This is a genomic window from Agrococcus sp. ARC_14 (genome assembly GCF_022436485.1).
Taxonomy (GTDB): Bacteria; Actinomycetota; Actinomycetes; order Actinomycetales; family Microbacteriaceae; genus Agrococcus.
Window position 1 is genome coordinate 2117078 of sequence record NZ_JAKUDO010000001.1, and the last position, 16526, is coordinate 2133603.

The window sequence follows — 16526 nt, forward strand, 5'->3', positions numbered from 1 at the left end:
TGCAGTGCACGATCGTGCTGCCCAGCCTCCCGCGCCCCGCGCCGCGACAGCAGGACGCGGCATGCGAAAGAATGGCGCGATGCACCATGGAGCACCGACAGCCACGCTGCCCGCGCCGCTCGATCGATCGAAGCCGGTCGTCGTCGCCCCGATGGCCGGCGGGCCGAGCTCGCCCGCACTGGTGGCCGCTGCCACCGGCGCAGGCCATTTCGCACAGCTCGCCGGCGGCTACCTGTCGACCGACGCCCTGCGCGCTCAGATCGACGAGGTGCGATCGCGCGGCGTCGGCGCGTTCGGCGTGAACCTCTTCGTGCCCAACACGCACGCGATCGACCCCTCCGCCTACGAGCGGTACTGGGATGCGCTCCTCGCCGATGGCGCGCCCCACACCGCAGGCGTCGAGCGGCCTGCGCTCCGCGAGGACGACGACGAGTGGGGACGCAAGCTCGAGCTCCTGCTCGCCGAACGTGTGCCGGTGGTCAGCTTCACCTTCGGACTGCCGGAAGCCGGGGTGTTCGAGCGGCTGCGAGCTGCGGGCATCACGTCGATGCAGACCGTCACGTCGGCGGCGGAGGCGCAGCAGGCTGAGCGAGCCGGCGCCGACGTGCTCGTGGTGCAGGGCGCCGCAGCCGGCGGCCACTCCGGAGTCTGGGCGCCGCACGCGCTGCCGGAGGAGCTCACCCTCACCGCGCTGGTGCAGCGCGTGCGCGCTGCCATCGGCCTGCCGATCGTCGCCGCGGGCGGCGTCGTGCGCCGGGCCCAGGTCGAGGAGCTGCTGGCCGCCGGCGCTGGCGCCGTCGCCGTCGGCACTGCGGTGCTGCGCGCCGACGAGGCCGGCACCTCCGCCGTCCACCGCGCCGCGCTCGCCGACCCGCGCTTCGAGCGCACCGAGCTCACCCGAGCGTTCACGGGCCGTCCGGCGCGTGCCCTGGTGAACCGGTTCGTCGAGGCACACCGAGACGCGCCGTCTGGCTATCCCGCGGTGCACCACATGACACGGCCGCTCCGAGCGGCTGCGGCGGCCGCCGGCGACGCCTCCGCCGTGCACCTGTGGGCCGGCGAGGGCTGGCGCGAGGCTCGCGCCGGCGCCGTCGTCGACATCCTGGCCGAGCTCACCCCGTAGGCAGACGGATCATGGATGCACAGGCGCGGCCGCACAGCGTGCTGCTCATCGGATGCGGGCAGCTCGGCACCGACCTTGGCTCGCGCTTGGTCGACGAGGGCGTTCGGGTGGCGGCCCTCCGTCGCGACGCGTCACACCTGCCCAGCAGCTTCGAGCGCATCGCGGCAGACCTGCGACGACCGCTCGAGCGACCTCTGCCCGAGGTCGACGCGATGGTGATCACGCTGCCGCCCGACACAGCGGCGACGGCCGATCCGGCGGCGAGCTTCCGCGCATCGCTGCGCAGCCTCGCCCATGCGCTGCCCGTGGTGCCGCGTCGCGTGCTGTTCGTGTCGTCGACGCGCGTCTTCGACGGCGCACCCGGCGAGCGACCGATCGACGAGCGCGACGCGCCGGTGCCGGCCTCAGAGCGAGCGAACGCGCTGCGCGAGGCGGAGCTCCTCGCGCAGGATCTGCTCGACGCCCACATCATCCGACCGGCCGGCATCTACGGCCCGGGTCGTGAGTCGCTCATCCGTCGCGTGGTCGCCGGGACCCCGATGCAGCACACCCGGCGCACCAACCGCATCCACTCGACCGATCTCACGCGCGCGCTGCACGCGATGCTGCACCTCGAAGCGCCTCCGCGCATCCTGCACGCCGTGGATCAGGCGCCTGCGCCGCTCGGCGACGTCGTGACCCACATCGCCGCACGCCTCGGCATCGCGCCGCCCCCGGCGATCGAGCCCGCCGTCGGCGGCGGCACCGTGCTGCGCGGCACGCCGCTGACCGAGACGCTCGGCGCGCTCACGCACCCCACCTATCGATCCGGCTACGACGAGCTGCTCGCCGATCGTTCCCTGGCTGTGCCGGCGAGCGGCCTCCCAGATCGCCCCGAGCCCTGAGCGCGGTCGCGACGAGCCAGCTCGTCGTCGGCGCCTGGCAGGTGCGCGGTCATGGGCGCACCCCGTCCATGAGCGCAGCCTTCGGCGCAGCCCAGTCCGGCTCGTCCGCGAGCGCAGCGCGCAGCAGCGCCTTCGCGCGTGCGTGCCGGCTGCGAGCCGTCGACGCCGGGATGCGCAGCAGGGCGGCAGCCTGCTCGACCGAGAATCCGTCCCAGTGCACGAGCCGGATCAGCTCCGCCAGCTCCGTCGGCAGCGATGCGACGGCATCCCGCACGCCGACCGCGTCGTCGTCGGCGAGCAGGCGGGGTGCCGCCGCGATGACCTTGCTGAGCTCGAGCACGGCGGCGGTCCTCCGCCGCTGCCCGCGCTCGTGATGCCGGAGCGTGTTGCGCGCGATCCCGAACAGCCACATCCGCGCACGTTCCTCGTCCTTCGGCATCCGCCCTGCCGCGCGCCACGCGGTGAAGAGCGTCTCGTTCAGGAGAGCGGCGGCGTCGTGGGGATCATCGGTGCGGCGCAGGAAGTAGCCGAGCAACGCCGGAGCAGCCGCCTCGAGGGCTCGATCGACACGCGGAAGGGCCGTCATGGTTGCGCCGCTTCGGGTGCGACGCACTGAATCTCGCCCAACGTGGCGATGCCCGCCTCCTGGAGCTCCGGATGCTCGGGAGTGATCGCGTTCGTCATGTCCATCGTGACCGTGCTCATCAGCGCTTCCTGCAGGATCCGGGCGTCCGTGAAGACGTCGGCGCTCAGGAGCTCGCCCTCGTGCCGCACGTCGAAGTCGTCCGGCTCTGCCCCTTCGATGAGGCGCCCGATCTCGTCGAGTCGTCCTGTTGCGTTCAGCGCCCCCGCGACCCTCTCCGGGTCAGGCTCGATCGCTCCAAGGTCCAACCCGGCGAAGTAGGCGATGGCATCTGCGCGCGCGTCCGCGGAGAGCCCCTCGGTCGCGATCCGGCCCTCGCACGATCCGAGCGGCGTCCCCTCAGCATCGACCCACTCCCGCGCGACGACGAGGTCGGGCTCGGTCACGAACCTCCACGGGCCCCACTGCACGGCGGCGGCGACCGCCACCGGCATCCCCAGCGCGAGGATCGCGCCCAGCGCGATGGCCGGCACGATGCGACGCGGGCGGCGCGACGGCCGCTCAACGCTCGTCTGCTCGACGACCTGCGCCACCGCAGTCCCGATCGCCGCGTCGTCCAGCGCGACCCGGCCCGCTCGCTGCAGCCGTGCTTCGAATGCATCAGTCATCAGATCCTCCTGGGGAACGTCTCACTGATACATGCCCGCTTGGGGCCGTTCCGTCCATGACGATCATGTCCGCCGCTGCGTCGATGCCATCCTCCGGCGCGGACGCGGAGCGTCGCCGTGCAGACGGCCCTGGCGGCTCAGGCTGCAGCGTGGATTCGGTGCCCCGTGGTCGGGTCGAAGGCGATGACGCTCGACTCGCGCACCGCGAACGCCAGCTCGTCGCCGCGCGCGGGCTGCGAGCCCTTCGGCAGCCGGGCGGTCCAGCGCGCGCCGTGCCCCGTGCCGTAGACGTAGGTGTCGGAGCCGAGCTCCTCCACGAGCTCGACGGTGATGCGCACGACCGCTGCACCTGGCGCCGGCTCCGCGACGAACGCGAGGTCCTCGGGGCGGATGCCGTAGGTCAGCGTGGTCGTCGAGTGTCCGGTGGCCGCATGGAACGGCAGGGTGAGATCCCCCACCTGCGCGCCCGACGCATCCGACCACGACCCCTCGACCAGGTTCATCTGCGGAGAGCCGATGAAGCTCGCGACGAAGAGCGTCTCGGGCTGGTCGTAGAGCTCGCGGGGCGTGCCGACCTGCTCGATGCGGCCCTGGTTCATGACGACCACGCGGTCGCCCATCGTCATCGCCTCGGTCTGGTCGTGCGTGACGTAGACGGTGGTGACGTCGAGCTTGCGCTGCAGCGCGGCGATCTGGCCGCGGGTCTGCACGCGCAGCTTCGCGTCGAGGTTCGAGAGCGGCTCATCCATGAGGAACACGGATGGGCGGCGCACGATCGCGCGTCCCATCGCGACGCGCTGTCGCTGCCCACCGGAGAGCTCGCGCGGCTTGCGATCGAGCAGCTCGCCCAGCTCGAGCAGCTCGGCCGCGTCAGCGACCAGCCGCTGCCGCTCGGCGGCCGGCACCTTGGTGTTCTTCAGCGAGAACTCCATGTTGCCGGCCACCGTCATGTGCGGGTAGAGCGCATAGCTCTGGAACACCATGGCGACGTCGCGCTGGCTGCCGTCGATGCCGGTCACGTCGCGCTCGCCGAACGCGATGCTCCCCGAGTCGGGGAACTCGAGTCCGGCGAGCGCACGCAGCGTCGTCGACTTGCCGCACCCCGAGGGGCCGACGAGCACGAGGAACTCACCGTGCTCGATCTCGAGATCGATCGCATCGATCGACGGCCGAGACGCGCCGGGATAGGTGAGCGTGACGTCGTGCAGCGAGACGTTGACCATGGTGTGGAGTGCCTTCTTCGGTGTTGGGTGATCAGCCTTCGAGCTGGGGCCTGAGGTCGTTCTCGTACAGGCCCTCCAGCTCGGTCTGGACGGCGGCGAGCGCCTCCGCCACATCGGCATCGGTGGTGAGGATGCTCTGCAGCGCGGTCGCGAGCGTGAGGTCGCCGCCGGGCAGGAACACGCGCATGAAGTCCTGCGTGCGCGTGCGGGTCTCGAGCTGGTTGACCGCGACCTCGAAGTTCGGGTTCTCGGCGTAGAGCGACGAGGCGTCGGCGTCGGCGCGCACCGGCATGTAGCCGGTCTGGGCCGAGAACGCCACGGTGTTCTCTGCGCTCGTCAGGTGGTCGGCGAGCATCGCTGCGGCGAGCTGCTCCTCGGGCGTCGAGGCAGCCGAGAGCGCGATGCCGGCGCCGCCGGTGGGCACGACGAGCTCCTGCTCGACGGGGCCGCCGGGGAGGAACGCGACACCGACCTCGAAGCCGGCAGTCTCCGTGACGCTGCCGAGCGAACCGGTCGAGCCGATGAACTGGCTCGTCGCACCGGCCGCGAAGTCATCGGCGGGCGAGCCGCTCGACACGTTTGCCCAGCCGTCCTGCACCGCGTCCTGCGCGAACTGCACGGCCTGCGTCGTGCCCTCGCTCGTGATGGCGCTCGCATCCCACTCGTCCGACCATCCGCCGCCGTAGCCCCAGACGAGGTTGTTCATCATCCAGGCCGGGTAGTCCTCGGCCGGCGGGAAGCTGAAGGCGGTGTCGGTGACCCCTGCCTCGATGAGCGCCTGCGAGTTCGCCTGCACCTCGTCCCACGTGGTGGGCGCCTCGGTGAGGCCTGCCGCCGCGTAGTGATCCTGGTTGTAGTAGTAGATCGTGGTCGAGCGGGCGTAGGGCACGGCGTAGTGCGCGCCCTCGTAGAGGTAGTCGTCGAACAGCGTGCCGTTGTAGGTCGAGGTGTCGGCGTCGGCCGCGGCGAAGACGTCGTCGACGGCGAGCAGCGAGTCGTTGACGTAGTTCGTGAACCAGGTGGCGTCCGACATGACGACGAGGTCGCCCACGTCGCCGGAGGTCTGCGCGGTCTGGAAGCGCTGCGAGACCTCCTCGTAGTTCGCGCCGGCGGTGACGATCTCGACCTCGATGCCGGTCTCCTCGGTGAAGCCGTCGATGAGCTCCTGCTCGATCGCCTGCGAGCCGCCCGGGTGGTTCGTCCAGAAGCTGATCGAGTCGGCCGGCTGGATCGAGGCCCAGTCGGTCGCGGCGGCCTCGTCGGCGGAGTCGGAGGCGCCGACGGCGGGGCCGCAGGCGGTGAGCCCGAGCGCCGCGATGCCGAGCACGGCGACCGAGGTGGTGACGCGCTGCGCGCGCGTCGCGGGGATGCGGTGGGACATGGTGCTCCTTGGTGAGGGGTGGGATCTGGTGGGTCGGAAGGAAGGAGGGCCTACTTCACCGCGCCCTGCGTGAGGCCGCTGACGATGAAGCGCTGCAGGGCGGCGAACACGATGAGCACGGGCAGGATGACGAGCACGGCACCGGCCATGAGGTAGCCGTAGCTGCCGGTCTGCCCCTCGATCGACTGGAGGAGGTTGAGGCCGACGGGCAGGGTCATGTTCTCGACGGAGTCGGTGATGATGAGCGGCCACATGAAGTTGTTCCACTCGCCGACGATGGTGACGAGCGCGACGGTGGCGATCGTCGGCGCCGAGATGGGCGCGACGATGCGCCAGAGCCGCTTGGCGTGCCCCGCGCCGTCGAGCTTGGCCGCCTCGAGCAGATCCTTCGGCAGCGTCTTGAAGTGCTGCCGCAGCAGGAAGGTGCCGAACGCGGTGCCGAGTCCGGGCAGGATGATGCCCCAGAGCGTGTTGCGCCCGCCCAGTGCCGAGATGGTCAGGTAGTTCGGCAGCAGCGCAGCCTCGGGCGGCACCATGAGGGCGACCAGCACCGCGAGGAAGACGACGTTCTTGAACCGGAAGTCGATGAACACGAGCGCGTAGGCCGTGGTGATCGCGAGCACCACCTTGATGGCGGAGCCGACGATCGTGACGATCAGGCTGTTGCGCAGCACGGTGAGCAGCGGCACGGTGTCGGCGACGTGGCTGTAGTTGTCGAGCGTGGGGTCCTGCGGCCAGAGCGTCGGCTGCATCGTGATGATCTCGGGCGACGGCTTGAACGAAGCGATGGCCATCCACACGAGCGGCAGCACGATGATCGCCATCGCGATGAGGATCGGCAGGTAGCCGCCGATCAGCGTGGCGACGAGATTGCGGCGCGAGAACGCCTGCCGCCATTCGGAGCGTCTGGTGGAGCTCATGCGTAGTGCACCCGCTTCTCGATGAACCGCATCTGGAACGCGGTGATCGCGAACAGCACGACGAACAGCACGACGGAGATCGCCGCCGCGTAACCCGCGTTCTGGTAGGGCCCGAAGCCCTGCAGGAAGAGCTCGAACACGATGGTGTTCGTGCCGTTGCCCGACGGCGTCATGATCTTGAGGATGTCGAAGGCCTGCATCGAGCTGAGGATGGTCGTCACGGTGAGGAAGAAGACCGTGGGCGAGAGCAGCGGCAGCGTGAGCTTGAAGAAGCGGGCGAACGGGCCGGCGCGATCGATCCTGGCGGCTTCGATGAGGTCCTTCGGGATCGACTGCAGTCCGGCGAGGAACACGACGGCGCAGAAGCCGAGGTTCTTCCAGATGTAGACGATCATCACCATCACGAGCGCGAGGTCGGCGTCGAGGTACCACTCGGGCGAGCTGGCGCCCAGCGCCCGCAGCAGGTGCCCGAGCAGGCCCAGCTGCGGGTCGAAGATGAAGTTCCACACCATGCCCACGCCGACGCCCGAGAGCACGTAGGGCGCGAAGATCGCGGTGCGGCCCGCGGTGACGCCGGGGATCTTGTGGTTGAGGGCGAGCGCCACGAGCAGCCCGAGCACCATCGATGCGACGACAGTGACGACGGTGAACGTGATCGTCACGCGCCACATCTCTGCACCCTGCGGCGAGGTGAACAGCCGAACGTAGTTGTCGATGCCGGTGCTCGTCGCCGTCGTCGAACCCATGCGCCAGTTGAGCGTTGAGTAGTACAGGTTGCTCAGCAACGGGAAGTAGATGAACGCCGAGATCAGCAGCAGGTTCGGCCCCGCGAAGGCGAGGAACACGAGGGCGTCACGGCGTCGCTGCTGTCGGCGATGCGGGGACGGGGCGGGCACCCGCCGAGACTCGCCGAGCCGGTTGAACCGCATCTGTCTCGCGGGCGACTCGCAGGGGTGCTTCAGGTGAACCGAGCGTGATCAGACATCGATGTGAGCGGATGCGGAAGCGTACGCTGATCGGATCAGCGAGCTCGTGAGACGAGAGGCGATGAGATGGCCACTCTCGACGACGTGCTGCCGCTCGGGTCCAGCCTGGAGCGCTCGCATCCGGTCATGGTGCGCGAGCGGGTGAAGTTTCGCGTCGGGCAGCTCGTCTATGTGGCGTTCTCGATCGACGAGCGGGAGATGGAGTTCGCCTACCCCAAGCTCGAGCGCGACGGGCTGATCGCCGCAGAGCCCGAGAAGTTCTCGCTGCCATCGCCGTCAGACATGCGCTTCCACTGGGTGCGCTCGACCCTCGCGGCGCTCGAGCCGACCGAGGCGCGTGAGCTCGTCGTGGAGGCGTGGCGCATGGTCGTGCCGCAGAAGCTCTCGCGTGCCTACGATCTCGCGCAGTCCATGGGCCAAGGCCAGGAGCAGCGGAGATCGAGCTCTTGACACCGCCCGCGGCTGGGGCTGACAGCGCCTCGGCTCACGCCGCAGTTCCGTGCGCCCGAGCATCCGATATGCCCGCTGACCGGAAGATCAGCGGAAGCCACCGGCGGTCAGTCGTGTAGCAACGTTGATGCGATTCCATGCGTTGACCGACGCGATTGCGGTCACCAGCGCCGCCGCTTCCTCGTCTGGGAAGTGGGCGGCGACGTCATGCCAGGCATCGTCGGGAACTCCGGCGGAGTTGTCGGCGATTCGGGTCATCGCCTCGGTCAGCGCCAGCGCCGCGCGCTCAGCGTCCGTGAAGAACGGCGTGTCGCGCCATGCAGCGACCGACCAGAGGCGTTCATCGCTCTCGCCCAGCCTCCGCGCCCTATGGGAGTGCATGTCGGTGCACACTGCACACCCATTGATCTGGCTGGCTCTGATCCGCACGAGCTCGAGGAGGCCTGCGGGAATCCCGCTGCTGGATACATAGACCTCGACAGCGCTGAATCCCCGGTGAGCGTCGGCGGCGAGCTTGTAGATGTTCGGCATACGTGCAGGCATCATGACCTTTCTCAGTGCAGTGAACAGGTTTGGATCGCGAAGTAGGCCGACACGACATGACTGCCGAGGCATGGCACCTCCGCAAGCCGCAGGACGCGCAGAGGAGTTCGGCTCATCGCATGCGCGCACGGCCCGCTGCGTCACGAGACTCTGGCCCCGAGTTGCTTGAGCGCTGTGACATAACGGTTCGTGCGGGCGAAGTGGATGTCATGAGAGCTGCGCACCCGTATCGTTCTGTTGTCCGGCAGCAGACTCTCTACTCGGGCAAGATCATGATCATCCAGCGCTGCCAGCAGATTGCCCTGTCGATCGTGACGCGTTGTGGCCTTGAGGAAGGCGGTGGGACATCGAATCGCGCCAAGCGTCTGCTGCTGCTCGAAATTGCGAAACCACGAGTTGTTGATGAACGCCGCGGAGAACCTCAGATCGTACGGATGACTGAGCGATTCCCATATTCGGTTGATGCTCACCGAAACCCAGCGGACCACCGGCAGCCGGCGAGAATCCTCCCGCCTCTGCCGCATCACCACGCGGGCGAAGACCTGCCACAGCGGGCCGAACAACCGTCTCCAGTAGCTGTGATGCATATACCAAGACACCCAGTCGTGCTCGACATCCTGGGCGAGGAACGACGTGACGCGCGGGTACTGGTCGATTCCGACGTAGGTATGCGGAACTCGTTCGGGCTCGGTCGAGAAGAACGGGGAGTCTTCAAAGAGCACTGCGCGCACGTGATCCGGAAAACGAGCTGCCATGAGTGCCGCGATCAGGCCCCCCGAGGAATGCCCGGCGATGACCACCGGCTCAGCGAACACGCGGTCCACGAGAACGACCAGGTCTTCTGCGATCTGGTCGGCGGCGTAATCGTCTGAATTCCACGAGCTCCCGCCGTGACCGTGCACGTCGACTGCCAGCACGTGGAACGTGTCGACCAGACTCGGAAGAGCCTTGCAATACTCCTGCCAGACGCTTCCCTGTCCTGGGATCAAGAGCAGAGGGATCCCGTCTCCGGCCTTTTCGGCCACATTGAGTGCAGTGTCGTCGCGAACGATGATCTGCCTCTCCGCGAAGCCGAGAGCCTCTGCAGCCCGCACATGCTTGATGAAGTAGTCCTTCGTCGCGTAGAAGGCGAACGCGGCGCGCACGCCAAAGCTGCCCAACACGCCCATCAACCCCATGCCTAGGTTGATCGCGACAATGGTTGGCAAGCTCACGGCTCGCCCCTCGGAATCGGTGCACCAGTCGCGCCGATGACCTTGTCGACGACGTCGCCGTACGCGACCGGATCGACCAGCGCGATGCCCTTCTCCCGATCGGCGAGGAGCAGGAGTGAGTCTCCGGGCTTCAGTCCGAAGATCTCGCGCACCTCTTTGGGGATGACGATCTGAGATTTCGGCCCGAGCCTGACCGTGCTGATCCAACGACCTTCTGACGGCTCTCGATTGTCCATGCGCGACGGTACCATGCGTGCAACATGTAGGACAAGTAGCACTTGTTGTACCGCACGACCTGTGCGAGCGACATCGCCAGCGCACGCCGCAGACCCAGCGCGCCGGAGCATCCCCCCACGGGTGACGCCCCCTCACCCTGACGAGTGAGGCAGTCTCCGGAACCACCCCGAAAGGCTCAACCACATGAAGAACCGACATGACGCACGACCGGCCGGCCCTGGGGCGGTGCCATCGGGCTGGCTCCGTGCTCGCCGGATCGCGGGCTACGGCGCGGCAGGCACGATGGCCTTGTACCTGGCCGTCAAGGTCACGTGGGTGGTCGGCGGGCTGCTCGGCGCAGTGCCGGGCGCGTTCACCGCTGACGCACCCGGATGGATCGCCCTCAACGTGATCACCGTGGGGATGGCCGCGGTCGGCATCTCGCTCGGCCTGGCCCTGGCGCAGCCATGGGGCAAGCACCTTCCGGGTTGGCTGGTGATCCTGTCGAGCTGGATCGCAAGCGGCCTCCTCGTCTCGCTGTTGCCGCATTCGGTGCTGTCGGCATTGCTGGGTGCTGCCACCGCCGAAGCGGGCAGTGTGCCTGATCCGTTTCCTCGATGGGAGTCGGCGTTGATCGCGATCGGCTTCGTCGGCATGGCAGTCGGCCTGCTCGTCGCCGTCCCTGTGTATATGCGCGAACGCTGGCCCAGCGCATTCACGGGCAGGTCGGGCAGTGGCGGCCCAGCAGTCGCCTCCGCAAGGTTGATCGCGTGCACGCTGGCCGCAGCGACCATCCCAGCGGCGCTCTGGGCCTACTGGGCGGGGGGCGGAACGCTCGGACTCAACGCCGACGCGCTCGAGCTGTGGAACCTTGACGCGCGCCTGCTCGTCGGGACGAGCGCAGTGTGGGCCGTGATCGGTGCCTTGAGCGCCTGGGCGCTTTCGGGTCGGAGCAGAGCGAGGCTACCGACCTGGCTGCCGATGGCGGCAGGCTTCGTTGCCTCAGGCTCTCTGGTCGCCTGGAACGCATGGCGAGCGCTCTGGCTGCTGCTCCCCATCACCGGTGTCGAGCAGATGAGATCGCCCGGCGTCGCGGTGATCGAGCATTGCACGGCTATCGCCGCTGGTCTGGCAATCATGACGATCGTGATGCGGGCGTATCGAGTCAATGCCTCGGGAGGGCGCTGGTCCAGAACACAGCCCGCCGCACGATCTCATCCATGACCATCGCGTCCGGCACGGATCTGTGCCCCTATAGAGGCCTTCACTGCCAGGCGATACCGGCCGCAGACAGCAGGCAGAGGGCTCCCGCGATGATGAAGATGATCCACGACGGATGTCGTCCACGGCTCCAGACCAGCGGCAGCACGCTGCATGCGAGCAGCGTCCAACCGATCGCAGCGACGACCGCGTGCGGCGGAATCCCGCTCGCCAGCTGCAGCAGCACGACCGCGAAGCCGAGCGCCAGCAGCGAGGTCACGTGCCACGCGAAGCGGATCGTGTTGAGCGGGAAGTCCGCGCCACGCAGTTTCGGGAGCTGGGTCTGCCGCTCCATCGGCCGAATGATCGCGACCTCCCCGAGGATCGAGTGGGCGATGCCGAGCAGCGCGACCAGAGCGGCAGCGACGACAAGCATGTGTTCCCTTTCAGCTATCGCTGCTCAACGCAGCGATTCCGCGGTCGGCGCTGCGGGGCGCCGGCACGGAGATGACGCCTTGGATGGCGACCTCCACGACGTGGGCGCCGAGCTCGCGGAGAGCAGCGGGCTGTTGACCTTGGAGCGGTCCCGCGGTCACGAGCTGGGCGAAACCATGCACAGCAGACCAGCAGGCCCACTCCGCGTTGCGTCGACGCGGTCTCGACAACATGCCTGCAGCAACGAGTTCGTCGAGCGCTGCGACGAGCAGACGGAAGTTGGGGTTGTCCGTGTGCCTTGCCGTGGAGGGAGGCGCGGCAGTGACGAAGCCGGCGAAAGCGAGTTGGAACCAGCCGGGTTCATTGACGGCGAAGTCGACGTACGCCATTCCAAGGGCACGAAGCCGATCGAGCGCTCGCCGCGCGGGATCGGCCTCCGACCCCGCCGCATCCATCTCCCGCTCGATGAGCAGAGCGAGATCCTCTTGACTTCGCTCGGCGACCGCGCGCACGAAGGCACGCCGGTCGGCGAAATGTCTGTACGCGGCATTGGCTGTCACGCCCGCTCTGCGCGTGACCTCACGGAGACTGACCGCATCCGGTCCCCCGCCGCGGGCCAGCTCCAACCCTGCCGTGATCAGCGCCGCGGGCAGATCGCCGTGGTGGTAAGGATGGCTCTCGCTCATCACGCTTGCCTCCCGTGTCATCGATGTCTACAGTGTAGACATCTCCATGTGTGCAGTGTCCACATCGCTCGAGTCGGTCGAGGCAGCGTCGTCCCTCGGGTAGCGGCGAGAGCCGCTGCGCACCAGCCGCTCAGAGGAGCACAGATGCCAGCCGTCACCGCGATCGTGATCAGCATCACGGTCGTCATGAACCTCGCGATCGTGATCGGGGACATCGTGCGAGCCGAGTTCGTGGTCGCGAACTCACGAGAGGTCGGAGTCGCCGACGAGTGGTTGCCGGCCCTCGCTCTTCTCAAAGGAGCTGGCGCGGCCGGGCTGGTCATCGGTATCGCCGGTGTTCCACTGGTCGGGATCCTGGCCGCCTCCGGACTCACGCTGTTTTACCTCAGTGCGCTGATCGCGCATGTTCGCGCGCGGGTCTTCCACAGCATCGCGTTCCCGGCGCTCTTCTTCGCGTTCGCGCTCGGATCCCTCGTCCTGCTCCTGGTGAGCTGATGGGTACGACCACCCCCCGCATGCGCCACGGATGGATCACAACGCTGCGGCGAGACGGAAGCCCCCGGACGTCGCGCGTGTGGTTCGTCGAGAGTGGCGCCGAGGTGTGGGTAGCAACGGCTGCAGCGAGTCACAAAGTTGCCGATGCGCGCCGCGATGCCCGATCGACCTTCGCGATCGAGGGCCAGCACGGCGCGCAGACGATGATGGCGAGCGTTGAGCCCATCGACTCCGAGCCGAGCGTCCTGGCGTCCTTCGAGCGGGACTATGACGGATGGGATGCCGCCGACCCAACGGTCGACGGCCCGCGGGTCCTGATTCGCCTCATCTATGCGCCGCCAGGCAGCCTGTGACGAGGCCCGCCCAATGCATCGGTGATCCCCCAATACCGCGGAAGGATGCTCGCGTGCGTCGCGCCCGGTTTTGAGCGACGCCGCTCACGCCATCGAGGCGACCGTGACCGATCCGACGGCGACGAGCGAGCTGCGGCTACCGGTGGAGAGCGCCTGAACAGTGCTGGCGCTCGGATCCGGTGATGGTGCGGGAGCGGGTGAAGAGACGCCCAGCCTGGAGCCCTTGCGCAAAGTCAATTGCCATCGCCATTGCCGCCCTGTTCGTTGTTTCGCCATCTGCGGACAAGTCTGGGATAGACGTAAGCACCGTAGACCAATGCCGGGAGCGCGGGAATATAGAAGTACAGCAACTCTGGGTGCGCCACGATCACGAAGGGACTAACCACTCCCAAAATCACGATCGCAAAGCAATAGAAGCACGATACCAAGAACAACCCCGCGGCAAGATTCTCCCGCAACCTTCGACTGCGATTCCAGTTTCGCATCTGAGTCAGGACACCTTCCAGACGAACGAAGAGCCAACACCGCTCGAACCGCGAGTCCCCTGACTTGACGATGGCGTGCTCGCGACGATAGCAAGACTTGCTGCAGCCAATGATCCTTGAACAGAACTCATTCCAGCCTGATGACCATGCCGCGCAGCTGCCTGCGTCCCTGCGCGGCAGACTGCGCCGCGGCGCAAGGTTGGGAGCGGCCAGTGCGAGCCGGTGCGAACCGGTGCAACGCAATGCAACGTGGTGCAAACGGGTGCAAGGGCGGTGTAGGCCCCGTCGGCTGGTGCGGCGTGTCGCGGAGCAAGTTGGCTGTTACTCCGTACCCCCGCGCAATTTCGGAGGTCGATGAGAAGCGGAAAACCCCCGGTCGCCCGGGGGTTCTTGGTGGATCTGGGGAGACTCGAACTCCCGACCCCCTGCATGCCATGCAGGTGCGCTACCAGCTGCGCCACAGACCCAAACGCTGCCTCCGGTCTCCCGGGACAACCCCATTACTGTACATCATCCGCTCGCGCGTTGTCACATCGAGCCCGTGCACCAGCGCCCACTCCACAGGCGTATGCTCAGCGCTCGTGCAGCACGCGCGCGGTCCCCAGCAGGGACTCACCCAGCTCTGGGACAGACAGCATCCGGCCCGTCGCATCTTCGGCGGGTTCGTGCTCCTCAACGTCGTCGGATGGCTGCTGCTGATGCTGCCGATGTCGAAGCAGGGCGAGGGCGGCGCGAGCTGGATCGAAGCGCTCTTCACCGCGGTCTCCGCCGCCTGCGTGACGGGGCTCACGGTGGTCGACACCGCGCTGTTCTGGACCCCGTTCGGCCAGGTCGTCATCCTGCTGCTCATCCAGCTCGGCGGCCTCGGGGTGATGGTGTTCGCGAGCCTGATCGGCATCGTCGTGCTGCGCAGGCTCACCCTCGGCACCCGGTTCACGACTGCTCAGGAGGCCCACGCGGGCGGCATCGGCGACCTGCGCAAGCTGGTGCTGAGCATCGCCCGCATCGCCTTGCTCGTCGAGGGCAGCGTGGCGATCGTGCTCTGGCTGCGCTTCTGGCTCGGCCGAGGCGAGGATCCCCTGTACGCCCTCTGGCTGGGCGTCTTCCACGCCGTCTCCAGCTACAACAACGCCGGCTTCGCGCTCTTCAGCGACAACCTGATGGGCTTCGTCGACGACCCCTGGATCCTGCTGCCGCTCGCCTTCGCGACCATCGTCGGCGGCCTCGGCTTCCCCGTCATCATGCAGCTCCTGAAGCACGCCCCGCATCCGCGCCGATTCTCCATGCACACCTGGCTCGTGCTCGTCGGCACCGCCGCGCTGCTCGTGATCGGCACCCTCGCCATCGCGCTGCTCGAGTGGGACAATCCGGGCTCGCTCGGCGCCCACCCGACCGGCACGCGCATCCTCGACGCCTTCTTCCACTCGGTGCAGACGCGCACCGCCGGCTTCAACGCACTCGACATCGGGCAGTTCCAGCCCGAGACGCTGCTGGTGATGGATGTGCTGATGTTCATCGGCGGCGGCCCGGCCGGCACCGCCGGCGGCATCAAGATCACCACCTTCGGGGTGCTGGCGGCGATCATCCTCGCCGAGGTGCGCGGCGACCCGACCGTCACCTTCTTCGGCAAGCGCCTCTCGCGCGCCGTGCACCGCGAGGCGATCACGGTCGTGCTGCTCTCGGTCGGCCTGTGCTTCGCCGCGACGCTCGCCATCATGCTGCTCACCGAGATCGACCACGACCGCGTGCTCTTCGAGGTCGTCTCCGCGTTCGGCACGGTCGGGCTCTCGACCGGCATCACCGCATCCGTCGGCACCCCGAGTCAGCTCATCCTGGTGCTGCTCATGTTCATCGGCCGCGTCGGCCCCATCACAGTGGCCACGACGCTGGCGCTCCGACCCCGCAGGCTCCAATACGAGCTGCCCAAGGAAAGGCCCATCATTGGCTAGGCTCCGCTCCCCCTTCAACCCGGCAGGCATCGGCTCCGCCACCTCGATCGCCGTCATCGGTCTTGGCCGCTTCGGCAGCTCGCTCGCGCTCGAGCTCATGGCGCACGGCACCGAGGTGCTGGGCATCGACAGTCACGAGGATGTGGTGCAGGAGCTCAACGGGCAGCTCACGGGCGTCGTGGTCGGCGATGCGACGAAGCCAGACCTCATCGAGCAGCTCGGGCTCGCGGAGTTCGACCGCGTGGTCGTGGCGATCGGCACCGACGTCACCGCGAGCATCCTCGTCACCAGCCAGCTGCTGCGCGTCGGCGTCGCCGAGGTCTGGGCGAAGGCGGTCGATGAGCGCCACGCGCTGATCCTGCAGCAGCTCGGCGTGCGGCACGTCGTGCGGCCGGAAGCCGACATGGGCCGCCGCGTCGCACGCATGGTGCGTGGAGCCCTGCAGGACTTCATCGAGATCGGCCCCGGCTACGCAGCGGTGCGCCTCGAGGCACCGCAGGATCTGCTGGCGCTGCCGCTGCGCGAGCTGGAGCTGCAGCTCAAGCACGGCATCGGCATCGGCGCCGTGCAGCGCGAGGGCGCCTGGCTGCTCGCGAACCCCGAGACCAGGTTCGAGGCGGGCGACACGCTGCTCGTGCACGGGCCGACCGCCAAGGTCGAGGCGTTCGCCGCGAAGACGGCGAAGCAGCGGCAGCGCGACTGAGACTGGCTGCGAGGATCTCGTCGAGCCGC

At 68.1% G+C, this 16526-nt stretch carries 19 protein-coding genes and 1 tRNA gene; 8 read left to right on the forward strand and 12 right to left on the reverse strand.

Going from position 1 to position 16526, the window contains the following annotated elements; genetic code table 11:
- The first annotated feature begins 79 nt into the window (after nucleotides 1-79).
- Nucleotides 80-1123, forward strand: a complete 1044-nt coding sequence (locus tag MKD51_RS10485) for a nitronate monooxygenase (protein WP_240240248.1) — start codon at nucleotides 80-82, stop codon at nucleotides 1121-1123.
- A gap of 11 nt (nucleotides 1124-1134) precedes the next feature.
- Nucleotides 1135-2007 carry a sugar nucleotide-binding protein gene (locus MKD51_RS10490; RefSeq protein WP_240240249.1) on the forward strand — a complete coding sequence of 291 codons (873 nt, stop codon included), beginning with the start codon at nucleotides 1135-1137 and terminating at the stop codon, nucleotides 2005-2007.
- Nucleotides 2008-2056: 49 nt separating this feature from the next.
- On the opposite strand, the gene MKD51_RS10495 is transcribed toward MKD51_RS10490, so the two are convergent.
- The 6 genes from MKD51_RS10495 to MKD51_RS10520 all read right to left on the reverse strand — a co-directional run bounded on the left by MKD51_RS10495 (nucleotide 2057) and on the right by MKD51_RS10520 (nucleotide 7678).
- Nucleotides 2057-2593 carry an RNA polymerase sigma factor gene (locus tag MKD51_RS10495; protein ID WP_240240250.1) on the reverse strand — a complete coding sequence of 179 codons (537 nt, stop codon included), beginning with the start codon at nucleotides 2591-2593 and terminating at the stop codon, nucleotides 2057-2059.
- Complete coding sequence (locus MKD51_RS10500; protein ID WP_240240251.1) at nucleotides 2590-3258, reverse strand: hypothetical protein; 669 nt, start codon at nucleotides 3256-3258, stop codon at nucleotides 2590-2592. The genes MKD51_RS10495 and MKD51_RS10500 overlap by 4 nt, the downstream gene beginning before the upstream one ends.
- A gap of 137 nt (nucleotides 3259-3395) precedes the next feature.
- Entirely contained in the window at nucleotides 3396-4481 is a 1086-nt protein-coding gene (gene ugpC / locus MKD51_RS10505) for a sn-glycerol-3-phosphate ABC transporter ATP-binding protein UgpC (protein WP_240240252.1), read from the reverse strand.
- A 31-nt stretch (nucleotides 4482-4512) separates the two neighbouring features.
- Nucleotides 4513-5862 carry an extracellular solute-binding protein gene (locus MKD51_RS10510; RefSeq protein ID WP_240240253.1) on the reverse strand — a complete coding sequence of 450 codons (1350 nt, stop codon included), beginning with the start codon at nucleotides 5860-5862 and terminating at the stop codon, nucleotides 4513-4515.
- 50 nt (nucleotides 5863-5912) lie between these two features.
- Complete coding sequence (locus MKD51_RS10515; protein WP_240240254.1) at nucleotides 5913-6782, reverse strand: carbohydrate ABC transporter permease; 870 nt, start codon at nucleotides 6780-6782, stop codon at nucleotides 5913-5915.
- The gene (locus tag MKD51_RS10520) at nucleotides 6779-7678 is read right to left on the reverse strand and encodes a sugar ABC transporter permease (RefSeq protein ID WP_240240255.1); all 900 of its coding nucleotides are present in this window, start codon (nucleotides 7676-7678) and stop codon (nucleotides 6779-6781) included. The genes MKD51_RS10515 and MKD51_RS10520 overlap by 4 nt, the downstream gene beginning before the upstream one ends.
- A gap of 156 nt (nucleotides 7679-7834) precedes the next feature.
- Here MKD51_RS10520 and MKD51_RS10525 point away from each other — a divergent pair, with 156 nt between their 5' ends.
- Nucleotides 7835-8218, forward strand: a complete 384-nt coding sequence (locus tag MKD51_RS10525; RefSeq protein ID WP_240240256.1) for a hypothetical protein — start codon at nucleotides 7835-7837, stop codon at nucleotides 8216-8218.
- Nucleotides 8219-8305: 87 nt separating this feature from the next.
- Here the strand turns inward: MKD51_RS10525 and MKD51_RS10530 are convergent, their stop codons facing one another.
- The 3 genes from MKD51_RS10530 to MKD51_RS10540 form a co-directional block, all read right to left on the reverse strand.
- Nucleotides 8306-8749: a carboxymuconolactone decarboxylase family protein gene (locus tag MKD51_RS10530; protein ID WP_240240257.1), complete on the reverse strand. Its 444-nt coding sequence runs from the start codon at nucleotides 8747-8749 to the stop codon at nucleotides 8306-8308.
- A gap of 152 nt (nucleotides 8750-8901) precedes the next feature.
- Complete coding sequence (locus tag MKD51_RS10535) at nucleotides 8902-9975, reverse strand: alpha/beta hydrolase (protein ID WP_240240258.1); 1074 nt, start codon at nucleotides 9973-9975, stop codon at nucleotides 8902-8904.
- Entirely contained in the window at nucleotides 9972-10226 is a 255-nt protein-coding gene (locus MKD51_RS10540) for an AbrB/MazE/SpoVT family DNA-binding domain-containing protein (protein ID WP_240240259.1), read from the reverse strand. The genes MKD51_RS10535 and MKD51_RS10540 overlap by 4 nt, the downstream gene beginning before the upstream one ends.
- Before the next feature lie 169 nt (nucleotides 10227-10395).
- Here MKD51_RS10540 and MKD51_RS10545 point away from each other — a divergent pair, with 169 nt between their 5' ends.
- Nucleotides 10396-11415 (forward strand): hypothetical protein, encoded by a 1020-nt coding sequence (locus MKD51_RS10545; RefSeq protein WP_240240260.1) that lies wholly within the window; start codon nucleotides 10396-10398, stop codon nucleotides 11413-11415.
- 40 nt (nucleotides 11416-11455) lie between these two features.
- Here MKD51_RS10545 and MKD51_RS10550 read toward each other — a convergent pair whose 3' ends face one another.
- Complete coding sequence (locus MKD51_RS10550) at nucleotides 11456-11827, reverse strand: hypothetical protein (protein ID WP_240240261.1); 372 nt, start codon at nucleotides 11825-11827, stop codon at nucleotides 11456-11458.
- 10 nt (nucleotides 11828-11837) lie between these two features.
- On the reverse strand, nucleotides 11838-12512 hold the full coding sequence (locus MKD51_RS10555; protein WP_240240262.1) for a TetR/AcrR family transcriptional regulator: 675 nt from the start codon (nucleotides 12510-12512) through the stop codon (nucleotides 11838-11840).
- A gap of 144 nt (nucleotides 12513-12656) precedes the next feature.
- On the opposite strand from MKD51_RS10555, the gene MKD51_RS10560 reads away from it, so the two are divergent.
- Entirely contained in the window at nucleotides 12657-13007 is a 351-nt protein-coding gene (locus MKD51_RS10560; RefSeq protein WP_240240263.1) for a DoxX family protein, read from the forward strand.
- Nucleotides 13008-13027: 20 nt separating this feature from the next.
- Nucleotides 13028-13360: a pyridoxamine 5'-phosphate oxidase family protein gene (locus MKD51_RS10565; RefSeq protein ID WP_241429215.1), complete on the forward strand. Its 333-nt coding sequence runs from the start codon at nucleotides 13028-13030 to the stop codon at nucleotides 13358-13360.
- Nucleotides 13361-14236: 876 nt separating this feature from the next.
- Here MKD51_RS10565 and MKD51_RS10570 read toward each other — a convergent pair.
- A tRNA-Ala gene (locus tag MKD51_RS10570) sits at nucleotides 14237-14312 on the reverse strand.
- Nucleotides 14313-14426: 114 nt separating this feature from the next.
- On the opposite strand from MKD51_RS10570, the gene MKD51_RS10575 reads away from it, so the two are divergent.
- Nucleotides 14427-15794 (forward strand): potassium transporter TrkG, encoded by a 1368-nt coding sequence (locus MKD51_RS10575; RefSeq protein WP_240240265.1) that lies wholly within the window; start codon nucleotides 14427-14429, stop codon nucleotides 15792-15794.
- Nucleotides 15787-16497 (forward strand): TrkA family potassium uptake protein, encoded by a 711-nt coding sequence (locus MKD51_RS10580; protein WP_240240266.1) that lies wholly within the window; start codon nucleotides 15787-15789, stop codon nucleotides 16495-16497. The genes MKD51_RS10575 and MKD51_RS10580 overlap by 8 nt, the downstream gene beginning before the upstream one ends.
- Nucleotides 16498-16526 lie beyond the last annotated feature (29 nt).

Bases quoted from the DNA above. Each gene is read 5' to 3' on its own strand.
- MKD51_RS10485 (WP_240240248.1), top strand. From the start codon at position 80: ATGCACCATGGAGCACCGACAGCCACGCTGCCCGCGCCGCTCGATCGA.
- MKD51_RS10490 (WP_240240249.1), top strand. From the start codon at position 1,135: ATGGATGCACAGGCGCGGCCGCACAGCGTGCTGCTCATCGGATGCGGG.
- MKD51_RS10495 (WP_240240250.1), bottom strand. From the start codon at position 2,593: ATGACGGCCCTTCCGCGTGTCGATCGAGCCCTCGAGGCGGCTGCTCCG.
- MKD51_RS10500 (WP_240240251.1), bottom strand. From the start codon at position 3,258: ATGACTGATGCATTCGAAGCACGGCTGCAGCGAGCGGGCCGGGTCGCG.
- ugpC (WP_240240252.1), bottom strand. From the start codon at position 4,481: ATGGTCAACGTCTCGCTGCACGACGTCACGCTCACCTATCCCGGCGCG.
- MKD51_RS10510 (WP_240240253.1), bottom strand. From the start codon at position 5,862: ATGTCCCACCGCATCCCCGCGACGCGCGCGCAGCGCGTCACCACCTCG.
- MKD51_RS10515 (WP_240240254.1), bottom strand. From the start codon at position 6,782: ATGAGCTCCACCAGACGCTCCGAATGGCGGCAGGCGTTCTCGCGCCGC.
- MKD51_RS10525 (WP_240240256.1), top strand. From the start codon at position 7,835: ATGGCCACTCTCGACGACGTGCTGCCGCTCGGGTCCAGCCTGGAGCGC.
- MKD51_RS10530 (WP_240240257.1), bottom strand. From the start codon at position 8,749: ATGCCGAACATCTACAAGCTCGCCGCCGACGCTCACCGGGGATTCAGC.
- MKD51_RS10540 (WP_240240259.1), bottom strand. From the start codon at position 10,226: ATGGTACCGTCGCGCATGGACAATCGAGAGCCGTCAGAAGGTCGTTGG.
- MKD51_RS10545 (WP_240240260.1), top strand. From the start codon at position 10,396: ATGAAGAACCGACATGACGCACGACCGGCCGGCCCTGGGGCGGTGCCA.
- MKD51_RS10550 (WP_240240261.1), bottom strand. From the start codon at position 11,827: ATGCTTGTCGTCGCTGCCGCTCTGGTCGCGCTGCTCGGCATCGCCCAC.
- MKD51_RS10555 (WP_240240262.1), bottom strand. From the start codon at position 12,512: ATGAGCGAGAGCCATCCTTACCACCACGGCGATCTGCCCGCGGCGCTG.
- MKD51_RS10560 (WP_240240263.1), top strand. From the start codon at position 12,657: ATGCCAGCCGTCACCGCGATCGTGATCAGCATCACGGTCGTCATGAAC.
- MKD51_RS10565 (WP_241429215.1), top strand. From the start codon at position 13,028: ATGCGCCACGGATGGATCACAACGCTGCGGCGAGACGGAAGCCCCCGG.